The following is a 13,078-nucleotide window of genomic DNA, read 5'->3' on the forward strand; positions in this document are numbered from 1 at the left end:
TCCGTGATCGTCGCTCAGGCTGACGATTGCCGGTATAAAGAATCAAAGAAAGATCAGTATGTTAAGGAAACTCTATGTCGTATAACGGCGTCCTCGGGCTGTCCTGGGTGCAACTGGTGCTCGTCACTCTTGTCCTGACACATGTCACCATTGTCAGCGTAACGCTATACCTGCACCGGCACTCGGCCCACAACGCGCTGGAGTTGCATCCCGTGCTGAAGCATTTCTTCCGCTTCTGGCTGTGGCTGACCACCAGTATCAACACCCGCGAGTGGACAGCTATCCACCGCAAGCACCACGCTACCTGCGAAACCGAGAATGACCCCCACAGCCCGGTGGTAAAGGGGATTCGCAAGGTACTTTTTGAAGGCGCGGAACTCTACGCCGAGGCCACGACGCCGGAAACGCTCGAACGCTTTGGCAAGAATTGCCCCCAGGACTGGGTCGAGCGTAACGTGTATACCCGCCACCGCAACCTGGGCATCGCCCTGATGTTCCTGATCAACCTGGCGCTGTTCGGTGTCCATGGTATCTGGATCTGGGCGGTGCAGATGATGTGGATTCCGGTCTGGGCCGCTGGCGTGGTCAATGGCCTGGGACACTATGTCGGTTATCGCAACTTCGAATGCCAGGACAATGCCCGCAATATTTCGCCGCTGGGTATTATTATTGGTGGCGAAGAGCTGCACAACAACCATCATACCTATCCCAACTCCGCCAAGATGTCCCGTCGCTGGTATGAGGTAGACATTGGCTGGGGTTACATCCGTCTGTTCCAGTTGTTCGGCCTGGCCAAGCCTAAAGGGTATCGCCCAGTGGTGCACTGGGTGCCCGGCAAGCAGGACGTGGATGTGGAAACGGTGCAGGCGATTGCCAACAACCGCTTCGACATCATGCGGCAGTATCGCAAGCGGGTAATGGAGCCGGTGCTGCGTCAGCAGAAGTCACTGATGGATGACACCATTCGCCCGCGCTACCGCCGGGTGAAAAAGCTGCTGTCCCGGGAAACCTCGCTGATCCGACCCCAGGAGCAGGCGCACCTGGAGTCGGTGCTGGAGACCCATCCGACCCTGCGGCAGATCTACGACATGAACCAGGAGCTCCAGGCCCTCTGGCGTCGGCGGGGTGTCAAACCCCAGGAGAAACTGCAGGCGCTGATGGCGTGGTGTCGTGAAGCCGAGGCCAGTGGTATCCGGTATCTGGAAGATTTCGCTGCGCACTTGCGGGCCTATTCACTGCGTCCGGCCTAAGATCCGGGTGATTCGTTAACCTTCTGCGTGACGGCCTCAGGGGCTCGCAAGATCAACGAATCACTCAGACGGGGCGCCGACATTATAGAGTGCATAGGTAACCTGCCCCGCGCTCTTGGTGCGGTGCAGGTGCCAGTGCCCGGGCACCGCCGGTGCCTGCCGGTCACTTTCATACTCCAGATAGACGCGGCTGCCCGCCGCTACCCAGCCATTCCCGGCAATCAGCGGTAACAGTTCCTCAAGCCAGCCCTGTCGGAAAGGGGCATCCATAAAGAGGATGTCTGCCGGCGCGTCGGCAGGGCGCTGCAGGAAAGCCATCACATCCTCGCATACCACGTCACCACGATCGGTTTTCAGAAGACGCAGGTTGTCCCGCAGGTTTCGGGCGAGGGCCGGGGTGTGCTCCACAAAGGTCACCCGGTCAGCGCCACGGGACAAGGCTTCCAGTCCCAGCACACCACTGCCGCTGAACAGGTCCAGGCACCGGCTGCCGGGCACGAGGAACTGGAGCCAGTTGAACAGGGTTTCACGGGTACGTGCCGGGGTAGGGCGTACCCCGCCCTCGTCGGGGAAGCGCAGTACCCGGCTGCGCCAGTCGCCGCCGATAATGCGCACGTCGCCCTGGCCTGCTGAGCGGGTTGATCTGTTGGGTCTGGCGTTGCGGGATTTGCGGGGCATGCTATGTCCGGTAATGGTCGTTGAGCGGGCTTATGGTAGCGGAATTGGTGCTAGGTTTGGACCCGGAACGCCTCTGCCGCTAGAATGGGCGCTTTCCTGAGCAGCGGCTCCAGTGTCCCGTTTGGTTTAACCAAACGGGACACTAAGCGGGCGGCTGACCCTCCAGCAAACATGGTAAGACAAATGATGGCAGAGTGGATTCTGATCGGCCTGCTGGTGCTGCTGGTACTGGCCTTTGTGGTAGATGTGGCTGGCCGGCGGGCATCGGTGCCCCGCCCCAAACCAGTTCCCCAGCGTAAACCCGAAGCCCTGCCGGGGCCGCGCCCCGAACCGCTAGATCGCGAATCGGTATCGCCGGGGGTGGCTCCGGCCGGGGAACAGGAGGTGCCGGTATCCGAGGAGACGGTGGTCAGCCCCGCCGAGGAACCTCAGCCTGTCAAAGAGCCAGAGCCAGAGCCAGAGCCAGAGCCAGAGAAGAAAGTCAGTGTTTTCCAGCGTATCAAGGCCGGGCTTGGCAAGACCCGACAGGGCCTCGGTTCCAGCCTTTCCGGGCTGTTTTCCGTCGGCCGCAGGGTGGATGAGGACCTGCTGGAAGAGATTGAAACCACCCTGCTGATGGCAGACGTAGGCGTTACCGCCACCACCGAGATCATCGATTCCCTGACAGAGAAGCTCAACCGCAGCCAGCTCAAGGACGGTGCCGCGCTGAAGACGGCACTGAAGGACGAGCTTCGCGCCCTGTTGGCCGGCAGCCGTGAGCCGCTGGCCATCGATACCGGGAAGAAGCCCTGGGTCATGCTGATGGTCGGGGTGAACGGCGTTGGCAAGACCACCACCATTGGCAAGCTGGCCCACCAGTTCCGGAATGAAGGTCGCAGCGTCATGCTGGCGGCCGGCGACACCTTCCGTGCCGCTGCCGTAGAGCAGCTTCAGGTGTGGGGTGACCGGAATGATGTGCCGGTAATCGCCCAACACACCGGGGCCGACAGCGCCTCGGTGATTTTCGATGCGGTGCAGTCTGCACAGGCACGGGGTACAGATGTCGTGATAGCCGACACAGCGGGCCGGTTGCAGAACAAGGACAATCTCATGTCCGAGCTGGAAAAGGTGGTTCGGGTCATGAAAAAGCTGGACGAGTCAGCGCCTCACGAGGTGATGCTGGTGCTGGATGCCGGCACTGGTCAGAATGCCCTGAGCCAGGCGCAGGTCTTCCAGCAGGCGGTTGGCGTCTCGGGCATCGCCCTGACCAAGCTTGATGGTACTGCCAAGGGGGGTATCGTCTTCGCGATCGCCCGCCAGCTGGGCCTGCCCATTCGCTACATCGGTGTGGGTGAGCAGGTTGAAGACCTGCGGCCGTTCGAGCCGGAAACCTTCGTGGATGCTTTGTTTGACGACTGAGTTGTTTCCCGGCGGTTGCTCCGGCGGACAAAAAATGGAAGTAGGCCGTAATGATTGAGTTCCGGCAGGTCACCAAGCGTTATGACAGCGATCACACCGCATTGCGGCATGTATCCTTTGAGCTGGGGCGGGGCGAACTGGCCTTCCTGACCGGTCACTCCGGGGCTGGCAAGAGTACCCTGCTCAAGCTGATCCTGCTGATGGAGCGCCCCTCCGCTGGCAAGGTGGTGGTGGGTGGTCAGTTACTCAACACCATGCCACGTCGGCAGATCCCCTACGTTCGTCGCCATATCGGTGCCGTGTTCCAGAACCACCAGCTGCTGTTTGACCGTACGGTGTTCGACAACGTCGCCATGCCCCTGGAAGTCATGGGTGTGGCGCACCAGGATATCGGGCGCCGCGTGCGGGCAGCGCTGGACAAGGTGGGGTTGCTGAGCAAGGAGAAAATGAACCCGGTCCAGCTTTCCGGCGGTGAGCAGCAACGGGTGGGCATCGCCCGGGCGGTGGTCAACAAACCGCCGGTTCTGCTGGCGGATGAGCCCACGGGTAATCTGGATCCCGAGTTGTCGGCCGACATCATGCATCTGTTCGAGCAGTTCAGTCAGGTGGGTGTGACCGTGTTGATTGCCACTCACGATATCGCCCTGATCGAATCCATGGGCCGGCGGCGGCTCACCCTGTCTCACGGTGAACTTCTGGCCGGTCAGCCCACCAGGTCGGGGGCATTGTCATGAGCCGCCGTGAACGCCAGCCGGCTGATCGCCGTGCCCGCGGTGCCGGCCGCTCCGCATCTTCCATCAAATCCGTGCTGGCAGGCTATCGCTCCCATCATCTCAAGGTGGCGAAGGACAGTGCCCGTCGGCTATGGCAGGCACCGGTGGCCAGTGCCATGACCTGGGCAGTTATGGGTATCGCCCTGGCATTGCCGGTGGGTCTGCTGTTGCTGCTGGCCAGCCTGCAGGGTGTCAGCGCTGGCTGGGAAAGCGCCGCGCGGGTCACGGTGTACCTTGCCGATGAGGTTTCCGATGCCGATGCCCGGGATCTTCAGGCCCGGGTCTCCGGTCGTGGTGATGTGGCCGAGGTGGTCATGATCCACCGGGAGGAGGCATTGGCGGAATTTCGCGCTGACTCAGGCCTGGCTGACGCCCTGGATTATCTGGATGAAAACCCGCTGCCTCATACATTGCTGGTGACACCGGTGGATGACGCCCGGACGGCCGCTGGTGTAGACACGCTGGCGGGTGAGCTGGAGGCCGAGGGACAGGTGGCGAGGGTGCAGGTGGACCTGGGGTGGCTGCAACGGCTGGCCGCCATGACCGACCTGATTGCGCGGGCGGTCTGGGTGTTGACCCTGCTGCTGGCAGCGGCCGTGATTCTGGTGATTGGCAATACCATCCGGCTTGCCATTGAAAATCGCCGTGATGAAATTCTGGTGGCCAAGCTTGTGGGAGGCACGGATTCTTTTGTACGCCGTCCGTTCCTTTATACCGGAGCCTGGTATGGCCTTGGTGGCGGTCTGGTGGCGCTGGTTATCCTGCAGTTGTCCATCTGGTGGCTGAACGGCTCAGTGAAGGAGCTGGTCGTGCTGTACAATAGCGATTTCGCCCTCAGTGGTCTGCCGCTGGACGGCGCCGCAGGTCTGCTGTTGGTGGCGGTAGCGCTGGGTTGGCTGGGAGCATGGCTCGCGGTCCGGCGGCACCTGGATGCCATTGAGCCTGGCGAGATTGCCGGCGCTTAGCCGTCTGCAGGGTAGAAAAGCGCATTGCTGCGACCTGATGCTGTGCAGAGCCCGGAATTTCTTTAAGGCTTGTTAATTTGTCAGGCGGGTGGTTGTGCTAGGCTGGTGCCTTTAAATGTGGTGGCACAATGCCCGGATGCAATCCGGTGTAGGGGAAACACCGTATGGCTGAGGCCTGTGGCACGGTTCTATGTTACCTCCAGTAACGATAGATGGCCTGATCCGACGAGTGCCAGGGTCAGGCCAAGCGGAATTGGCTTCAGTAGCAGCATTTATCAGGCACCGTCTTTATTGCAATTTGACCTCAGATTATTGATTTTTATTGAAGAGCAGGTCAGGTTGAGGAACTAATCAGAAACTTGGCGGTCATAGGTTGAATTGATACGCTACCTGGTCGCCAAGTACGGAGGATACGAATGGGTACAAGTCTACAGTTGGCTGATCGCCTGGTTCCGGGTGCAAACCTGGAAGCCTACATCCAGGCAGCCAGTCGCATCCCGGTATTATCCGCAGATGAAGAGCGTGAGCTTGCTGAACGCCTCTATTATGAGGAAGACGTGGATGCAGCGCGTACGCTGGTGCTGTCGCACCTTCGTTTTGTGATTCATATCGCGCGCAGTTATTCCGGCTATGGCTTGAACCAGTCAGACCTGATTCAGGAAGGTAACGTGGGCCTGATGAAGGCCGTGAAGCGATTCAACCCTGAATACGGGGTTCGTCTGGTGTCTTTTGCGGTGCACTGGATCAAGGCCGAAATCCACGAGTTTATCCTGCGCAACTGGCGCATCGTGAAAGTGGCCACCACCAAGGCCCAGCGCAAGCTGTTCTTCAACCTGCGCAGCCAGAAGAAGCGGCTGGCGTGGCTGAGTCAGGATGAACTGAACGCGGTCGCCAGTGACCTTGGCGTCGAGCCGCGCGTGGTCCGTGAAATGGAAGGCCGGCTGGCATCCCAGGATACTGCGTTTGATGGTCCCCAGGATGACGATGACGATCATGCCTACCAGGCCCCGGCTTACTACCTGGAAGACAAACGCGGTGATCCGGCTGTGCAACTGGAGCAGTCCGACTGGACCGAAGACTCCAACGGCCGCCTGATGGAAGCTCTGGAAGGCCTGGACGAACGCAGTCAGGATATCCTGCGGGAACGCTGGCTGACCGATAGCAAATCCACGCTGCACGAGCTGGCTGACAAGTACGGCATCTCCGCCGAGCGTATCCGGCAGCTGGAAAAAAACGCCATGAAGAAGATCAAGATGAAAATGGTGGAGGCGGCGGCCTGACCGGCAGCCCACCTGATCACCTGATGACAACGCCACCGGCTAACCACTGGTGGCGTTTTTGTTTGCATACAGAAACGCTGTAAAAGGACATCCGATGGCAAAACCCCATATCGCCTTCCTGGGCATCGGCCTGATGGGAGCCCCCATGACCCGTAACCTGCTGGATGCCGGCTTTCCGATGACCCTGTGGAATCGCACCGAAAGCAAGTGTGAGCCATTCCGTGAGCGGGCATCGGTGGCAGAAACCCCCGCCGGCGCCGTGGCCGATGCGGACATCGTGATCACAATGCTGGAAAACGGTGAGGTGGTGGAAGACGTACTGGTTCGCCAGGGTGTTATGGGGGCACTTCGGACAGGGGCCGTAGTGGTGGACATGAGCTCGGTGCAACCCTCAGTGGCCCGGCGCCATGCCGCGATGGCCACCGAATACGGTGCCGGCTATCTCGATGCCCCGGTCTCCGGCGGCACCCGGGGCGCCGAGGCCGGAACCCTGAGCATCATGGCCGGTGGCGAAGCGGCTGACCTGGCCAGGGTGCAGCCGGTATTGGGCACGTTGGGCAAGGTCACGCACATTGGCCCGGTGGGCGCGGGTCAGCTGGCCAAGCTGGCCAATCAGGCCATAGTGGGTGTGACCATTGGCGCGGTTTCCGAGGCGCTGCTGCTGGCAGCGCAAGGTGGCGCGGACCCGGCGGCGGTGCGCGAAGCCCTTATGGGCGGGTTTGCTGGCAGCAAAATACTGGAGCAGCATGGTCAGCGTATGATCGAGAGGGACTTTGCTCCCGGCGCGCCGGCGCGTATTCAGCTCAAGGACCTCCGCATGATCCTTGACGAGGCACGGGCGGAGGGGCTCACCCTGCCGCTGGCTCAGCAGGCTCACAACAGCTACCTGTCACTGATCGCCAATGGCCACACCGATGTGGATCACAGCGGTCTCTTGCTGGAGCTGGAACACGTTAACGGCGCACGTCTCGGTGGTGGCCGGACGTCCGGGGGAAAGGTCTGACATCATGCCCCGATTCGCCGCCAACCTGACCCTGCTGTTCAATGAGCTTCCCTTTGAGGAGCGGTTTTCGGCTGCCCGCCAGGCCGGTTTCCGGGGTGTCGAGTACCTGTTCCCTTATGCCTGGCCGGAGGCCACGCTGGCACAGCATCTGCGGGAGAACGACCTGACCCAGGTACTGTTCAACCTGCCACCCGGTGACTGGAACGCTGGCGAACGCGGTGTCGCCTGTCTGCCGGGTCGTGAGGAGGAGTTCCGTGCCGGCGTCGAGGAAGCGGTCCGCTATGCCCGGGCCCTTGGCTGCCAAAGGCTCAACTGTCTGGCCGGGCTGCGACCGGCAGAGGCGGACGAGGGCCGGCTCTGGGCGACCCTGAGGCAGAATGTGGACTACGCTGCCCGTCGGCTGGAGGGAGAGGGCATCACCCTGTGTCTGGAGGCCATCAATTCCCGGGTGGATATGCCGGGTTTCCTGCTGGATACCTCCGCCAAGGTCCTCGGGCTGATGGATGAGGTGGGCGCTGACAATGTGCGCCTGCAGTACGATCTTTACCATATGCAGATCATGGAAGGCGACCTGATCCGCACGCTACGCCGGTGCATGGCCCGCATTGGTCATATCCAGTTTGCCGACAACCCCGGCCGACACGAGCCCGGGACCGGGGAAATTAACTTCCGGTCCATCTTTCGGGCGCTGGATGATGCCGGCTACAATGGCTGGGTGAGTGCTGAATACCACCCGAAAGCCAGAACTGACGCGGGCTTGGGGTGGATGTCCGGGTGACAGCTGGTCATGATCTGCCCGTCGTCGATGACGACACCCTCTTACAGGATCGTAACTGGCAGCTAACCCGGTGAGCCCTTACTCTGGGCAAACATTACAAAGCCTGTGAACAACGCATGAATGCCTGTTCACAGGCACTTTGACAGTGGTAGCGCCCTGGATGCCGGGGCCTGGCCCTGCAATCGCGAGTAGACAGTCAGGCGGGAGGAAGACCGGTGAAAGCACTGGTAATCGAAGACGATCAGGACGTGGCAAGCTACCTGGTAAAAGGGCTCAAGGAGTCCGATTTCGTGGTGGATCACGCGGCTGACGGCAAGGAAGGCATGATGATGGCCGCCAGCGAAGACTATGACATCATGATTGTGGACAGGATGTTGCCGGGCATGGATGGCTTGTCCATCATCAAGACGGTCCGTGCCACGGGCAATCAGGTTCCGGTACTGATCCTCAGTGCCCTGGGAGACGTGGACGACCGCGTAGAGGGCCTGCGTGGTGGTGGCGACGACTACCTGACCAAGCCCTTTTCCTTTACCGAGCTGCTGGCCCGTATCGAGTCGCTGGTACGCCGTAACCGCCAGTCGGCGGAAACGGAAACCGTGCTCAAGGTCGCCGATCTGGAAATGGATCTGCTGGCCCGTACGGTCAAGCGTGCCGGGCAGAACATCGACGTGCAGCCGCGGGAGTTCCGTCTGCTGGAATACCTGATGCGCAATGCCGGCCAGGTGGTCACCCGGACGATGCTGCTGGAGAAAGTCTGGGACTATCACTTCGATCCCCAGACCAACGTCATCGACGTGCATATCAGCCGTCTCAGGGCCAAGATCGACAAGGAGTTCGATACCCCGCTGCTCCAGACAGTGCGGGGTGCGGGATACATGTTGCGTGAAACTGCTTAGCCAGCTACGAACCTCCACATTCCAGCTGGCGCTGCTGTACATGGTGGTATTCGCCACCTCGGTATTCCTGTTGCTGGCGTTCATATACTGGCGTACCGCCGGTTTCATGACCGCCCAGACCGATGAAACCATCGAAGCGGAAATTGCGGGGCTGGCGGAGCAATACCGGGGTCGGGGCGTCAATGGCCTGATCACGATCATCCGTGAGCGGGTGGCCCGCGACCCCAATGCCAAATCCCTCTATCTGCTGACCACCGATGAATACCTCAAGCTGGCGGGCAACCTCAGCACCTGGCCGGAGGGTGCCCAGTCCCAGGGCAGCTGGATCAACTTCACGCTGGATGAAAGCCTCGGCTGGACCGGCCCGCCGCGCATGGCCCGCGCCCGGATATTCGAAGTGCAGGGCGGCCTGCGGTTGCTGGTGGGGCGGGACGTGGACGACCTCAACACCCTCAAGGCACTGATTGAAACGGCCATCAACTGGGGTATGGGCATTACCCTGGCCCTGGCGTTGCTGGGCGGGTTCATGATGAGCCGCAGTACCACCCGGCGTATAGAGGTGATCAACAACACCTCCCGCAAGATCATGAATGGGCACCTTTCCCAGCGAATACCCACCCGTGGTACCCAGGATGATTTCGACCAGCTGGCGGAAAACCTCAACCAGATGCTGGACCGGATCGTGTACCTCATGGAGGGTATCCGCCACGTCTCCGACAGCATTGCCCATGACCTGCGCACACCCCTGACCCGCCTGCGTAACCAGCTGGAAACCACCCTTATGCTGGTGGACAACGACGAGGCCAGGGACCAGGCGGCCAAGGCCGTGGCGGAAGCGGATCAGCTGCTGGCCACCTTTAACGCGCTACTGCGGATCGCACGGCTGGAAACGCGGGGTAACACCACTGCCGATGTGCGGCCGGTGTCCCTTGGCATGCTGGTCAGCGACGCCTGTGAGCTGTACGAGGCATTGGCGGAAGACAAGGACCAGAGCTTCATCCAGGAGATTGATGAGGACGTGATGGTGGAGGGTGACCGGGACCTTCTGTTCCAGATGGTCAGCAACCTGATCGATAACGCCATCAAGTACACTCCGGAAGAGGGCGAAATCGTGGTTCGCGTGACGCCGGATGATGACGGGGCAGTGTTCGAGGTGGGTGACAGCGGCATCGGTGTGCCGGATGACGAGAAAGGGCAGATATTCCAGCGTTTCTACCGGGTTGGTAAGAGCCGCTCTCTCCCCGGCAACGGTCTCGGCCTTAGCCTGGTAAGCGCCGTGGCGGAGATTCATAAAGGGTCTATCGGACTGTTTGATCATCATCCGGGGGCGGAAAACCCCGGTCTGCGGGTACGGGTGACGCTGCCCCGCTACAACCCGCAGAAACGGCGGCTCCGTTCAATACCCGCGAACCGGGACGATCAGCAGGAAGATCAGTCGGCCTGACCATTGCGGCGGAAGCGGTTGATGCGCTCCGCGACCGGTCGCAGGATCGGGTAGTTGCTTTTCTCAAGGCTTTCCAGAAGCTCTTCCGCCTGGCCACGGTAACGGTCCATCCGGGTTTGCAGGCTGTCCCACTCGCCCTCAAGATGATGTTGCTCGGCCATCATGAAGGCGGCAATGTTGTGGCGATTCACCTTATCGGTAATACCCAGCTTGTCCAGCTGATAGCCCAGGCTGTCAACACCCTTCAGGGCGGCCTGGGTCAGGTCATCTTTATTCATACAGTATGTTCCCACGGTGCGTCTTGGTTGACCGAATTGACAGAGACAACATGGAGATAACGACTAGAGTATACAACCTAAATCAGGAATGAGGCGTCAATCTGTTGAAGCAGCAGGTGCTGCGAACGAATCCAGCGGCCTGAAAAAAATGTCATTGCTCGGCCACTTCGGGTTAACAGCTACTATGGATAATGGGTATTGCAGTAGTGAAGCAGACACAGGTTCCGTCTGCTTCTCCCTCCAGCACAGCGCTAGCCTTGACCCCGCCGGTTTGGCGGGGTTTTTTTATGGCAGACTCTGACCATCCACAGACGTGCATGTAATGGTTGCTATCACGCGTCGGCAGGTTTCTCGTAGTGGATATCGGTGACAATCCAGGTGGCGGGTCCTTCCGGGGTAACGACCACGGCTTCGTCGTCCAGCTGCTTTTTCAGCAGTGCGCGGGCCATGGGGGAGTCGATGGAGATATAGCGCCGGTCCAGGTCCAGTTCGTCGTATCCGACAATGCGAAAATGACGGGTCTGGCCTTCCTCGTTTTCCACCTCCACCCAGGCGCCGAAAAACACCCGTCCTTCCTGTTCTGGGCTGTAATCCACCACCTGAAGCTCCCGTGAGCGACGTTCCAGATAACGGAAGCGGCGGTCAATTTCCCGCAGCCGTTTCTTGTTGTACTGGTAGTCGGCATTCTCGGAGCGATCGCCCAGGCTGGCAGCCCAGGTGACCTTGCGGGTTACTTCAGGGCGTTCGAAGCGCCACAGCTGCTCCATCTCTGCCTTGAGCGCCTCAAACCCGGCGCGGGTGATCAGCTTTGCGCGCATGGGCGCTCAGGCGGATTCGGCCAGCAGGTCGGGGTTGTGGAGGACATCCTCGTAGAAAAAGACCAGTGCCTGCCGTGCCTGGTTAAGGCGTGCGCGGGATAGCTGGATGCGGTCCTGTAGGTACAGGAGGAATGCCTGTTGATCGTCACTTTCCAGTGTCTCCGGCTTCCTGGGTTGGTGGAACAGTACGAACCGGGATATCCAGTGCAGGTAAGTCTGCTCGGTTCGCTGGTTCAGTCGCTGTTTGCGGATGGCGCTGTGTACCCGTTTGAACAGACCTGGTTCGCTCTGTTCAAGCGCTTCATTCAGAGACATGGGAGTTTTCCTGACAGTGTTTCGCGGGCTCTTCGGAGTGTCCGGGCCCCGGTTTTTGTTATGATGGCGGCATCATATGACAAACGTTTTAATACCGCAAAAAACCGATCAGGCGTTTCCATGGTTTCTTGAGTCACGTCAAATGGCGATCAGCGGAGTGTCAGTTGCGCAGTTCTTCCAGCCTGTCTACGTACCGCTGCATGGCCTCTTCCTGTGACAGCCCCCTGACTTTCTCCCAGGCGTCGAATTTGGCGCGTCCGACAAAATCCATCATACCGGGGCGTTTGCCGCTGACATCACCTTCCGTGGCCTGCTTGTACAGGGCATAAAACTCCAGCTTCTGCTCATTGGAGGGGCTGGCGTCACCGCGTCCATTCTGGATGAAGTCGACGGCTTCGTTAAAGCGGGTTTCGAGATCGCTCATGGCAGTTCCCTTGGTTGATGGGTTTCCGTCGCGGCTGGCCTGCGCAGGTCAGCGACCTGACAGAGTATAGCCGCAGCAATCCTCGCCCGGCCATACCCCGCTCGTGGTGAATGTGGGGGTTCCGTTTGGGTCAGGCCTCGATGAGCACAAGTAACTGCTCACGGGTTGCCCGCAGAATGCGATCGGACAGGGCCGGATCACTGACACTCCGGGCCAGCTGCAGGCCGCCCACCATGGCGGAGAGGATCATGATGCTGCGGTCATCGGGCTGGTCCTGGCCCAGCTCGTCTCCAATCAGTTTCAGCCGGTCGTTCACGATGCGGTCGGTGGTCCGGCTGGGCTTGCCCAACTGACCCAGCTCTGCCGAAACGGTGGGCAATGCACAGCCCTGGCCGGGCGTGTCACGATGGCCGCGTGACAGGTAGCGGCTGATCAGCGTGGCCAGAGGCGCGCCGGTATCGTGGACCTGGGCGGTTTCTTCGTCCATTTGCCGGGCGGCCTCCTGCAATGCCGATTCCACCAGGTCATCCTTGGATCGGAAGTGGGCATAGAAACCACCATGGGTCAGGCCCAGGGCCTTCATCAACGGTTGCAGACCGGTATTGCTGACGCCCTTTTCCCGGAACTGCCGGGCGGCTTCGTCGACAATTCTCTGGTGAGTCTTCTCCTTCTGGTCGGGAGAATAGCGCATGGAGGTGTCTCCTGGAGTTGGTGTGCCGCAGGCAGCATGACCCACGGCATCGTTATGACCGATATGCTACACCGAAAGCCAGGAATG

General features: G+C 60.3%; 15 protein-coding genes. 9 read left to right on the forward strand and 6 right to left on the reverse strand.

The window, feature by feature from the left end:
- Positions 1–74: 74 nt before the first annotated feature.
- Entirely contained in the window at positions 75–1,250 is a 1,176-nt protein-coding gene (locus tag ACFOZ5_RS03050) for a DesA family fatty acid desaturase (RefSeq protein ID WP_379885341.1), read from the forward strand.
- A gap of 60 nt (positions 1,251–1,310) precedes the next feature.
- Here the strand turns inward: ACFOZ5_RS03050 and rsmD are convergent, their stop codons facing one another.
- Positions 1,311–1,928, reverse strand: coding sequence for a 16S rRNA (guanine(966)-N(2))-methyltransferase RsmD (gene rsmD, locus ACFOZ5_RS03055; protein ID WP_379885342.1), 618 nt, complete (start codon positions 1,926–1,928; stop codon positions 1,311–1,313).
- 183 nt (positions 1,929–2,111) lie between these two features.
- Here rsmD and ftsY point away from each other — a divergent pair, with 183 nt between their 5' ends.
- The 8 genes from ftsY to ACFOZ5_RS03095 all read left to right on the forward strand — a co-directional run bounded on the left by ftsY (position 2,112) and on the right by ACFOZ5_RS03095 (position 10,465).
- Positions 2,112–3,326 carry a signal recognition particle-docking protein FtsY gene (gene ftsY / locus ACFOZ5_RS03060; RefSeq protein WP_379885344.1) on the forward strand — a complete coding sequence of 405 codons (1,215 nt, stop codon included), beginning with the start codon at positions 2,112–2,114 and terminating at the stop codon, positions 3,324–3,326.
- A 50-nt stretch (positions 3,327–3,376) separates the two neighbouring features.
- On the forward strand, positions 3,377–4,060 hold the full coding sequence (ftsE, locus tag ACFOZ5_RS03065) for a cell division ATP-binding protein FtsE (protein WP_379885345.1): 684 nt from the start codon (positions 3,377–3,379) through the stop codon (positions 4,058–4,060).
- Positions 4,057–5,064: a permease-like cell division protein FtsX gene (gene ftsX / locus ACFOZ5_RS03070; RefSeq protein WP_379885346.1), complete on the forward strand. Its 1,008-nt coding sequence runs from the start codon at positions 4,057–4,059 to the stop codon at positions 5,062–5,064. The genes ftsE and ftsX overlap by 4 nt, the downstream gene beginning before the upstream one ends.
- 416 nt (positions 5,065–5,480) lie before the next feature.
- Positions 5,481–6,344 carry an RNA polymerase sigma factor RpoH gene (rpoH, locus tag ACFOZ5_RS03075; protein WP_379885347.1) on the forward strand — a complete coding sequence of 288 codons (864 nt, stop codon included), beginning with the start codon at positions 5,481–5,483 and terminating at the stop codon, positions 6,342–6,344.
- Positions 6,345–6,438: 94 nt separating this feature from the next.
- A complete protein-coding gene (locus ACFOZ5_RS03080; protein WP_379885348.1) occupies positions 6,439–7,347 on the forward strand; it encodes an NAD(P)-dependent oxidoreductase in 909 nt (302 codons plus the stop codon).
- A gap of 4 nt (positions 7,348–7,351) precedes the next feature.
- Positions 7,352–8,125 carry a hydroxypyruvate isomerase gene (gene hyi, locus ACFOZ5_RS03085; RefSeq protein ID WP_379885349.1) on the forward strand — a complete coding sequence of 258 codons (774 nt, stop codon included), beginning with the start codon at positions 7,352–7,354 and terminating at the stop codon, positions 8,123–8,125.
- A gap of 215 nt (positions 8,126–8,340) precedes the next feature.
- Positions 8,341–9,021: a winged helix-turn-helix domain-containing protein gene (locus ACFOZ5_RS03090; RefSeq protein WP_091851950.1), complete on the forward strand. Its 681-nt coding sequence runs from the start codon at positions 8,341–8,343 to the stop codon at positions 9,019–9,021.
- Complete coding sequence (locus ACFOZ5_RS03095; RefSeq protein WP_379885350.1) at positions 9,008–10,465, forward strand: sensor histidine kinase; 1,458 nt, start codon at positions 9,008–9,010, stop codon at positions 10,463–10,465. The genes ACFOZ5_RS03090 and ACFOZ5_RS03095 overlap by 14 nt, the downstream gene beginning before the upstream one ends.
- On the opposite strand, the gene ACFOZ5_RS03100 is transcribed toward ACFOZ5_RS03095, so the two are convergent.
- The 5 genes from ACFOZ5_RS03100 to ACFOZ5_RS03120 all read right to left on the reverse strand — a co-directional run bounded on the left by ACFOZ5_RS03100 (position 10,453) and on the right by ACFOZ5_RS03120 (position 12,991).
- Entirely contained in the window at positions 10,453–10,743 is a 291-nt protein-coding gene (locus ACFOZ5_RS03100) for a hypothetical protein (protein ID WP_379885351.1), read from the reverse strand. The genes ACFOZ5_RS03095 and ACFOZ5_RS03100 overlap by 13 nt on opposite strands.
- A 332-nt stretch (positions 10,744–11,075) precedes the next feature.
- Positions 11,076–11,561, reverse strand: coding sequence for a transcription elongation factor GreB (gene greB, locus ACFOZ5_RS03105; protein ID WP_379885352.1), 486 nt, complete (start codon positions 11,559–11,561; stop codon positions 11,076–11,078).
- Between the two features lie 6 nt (positions 11,562–11,567).
- Positions 11,568–11,876: a site-specific integrase gene (locus ACFOZ5_RS03110; RefSeq protein ID WP_379885353.1), complete on the reverse strand. Its 309-nt coding sequence runs from the start codon at positions 11,874–11,876 to the stop codon at positions 11,568–11,570.
- A 160-nt stretch (positions 11,877–12,036) separates the two neighbouring features.
- On the reverse strand, positions 12,037–12,300 hold the full coding sequence (locus tag ACFOZ5_RS03115) for an acyl-CoA-binding protein (RefSeq protein ID WP_379885354.1): 264 nt from the start codon (positions 12,298–12,300) through the stop codon (positions 12,037–12,039).
- Between the two features lie 130 nt (positions 12,301–12,430).
- Positions 12,431–12,991, reverse strand: a complete 561-nt coding sequence (locus ACFOZ5_RS03120; RefSeq protein WP_379885355.1) for a TetR/AcrR family transcriptional regulator — start codon at positions 12,989–12,991, stop codon at positions 12,431–12,433.
- Between the last annotated feature and the right edge of the window lie 87 nt (positions 12,992–13,078).

The sequence above is a fragment of the Marinobacter lacisalsi genome (genome assembly GCF_042651045.1).
Lineage (GTDB): Bacteria > Pseudomonadota > Gammaproteobacteria > Pseudomonadales > Oleiphilaceae > Marinobacter > Marinobacter lacisalsi.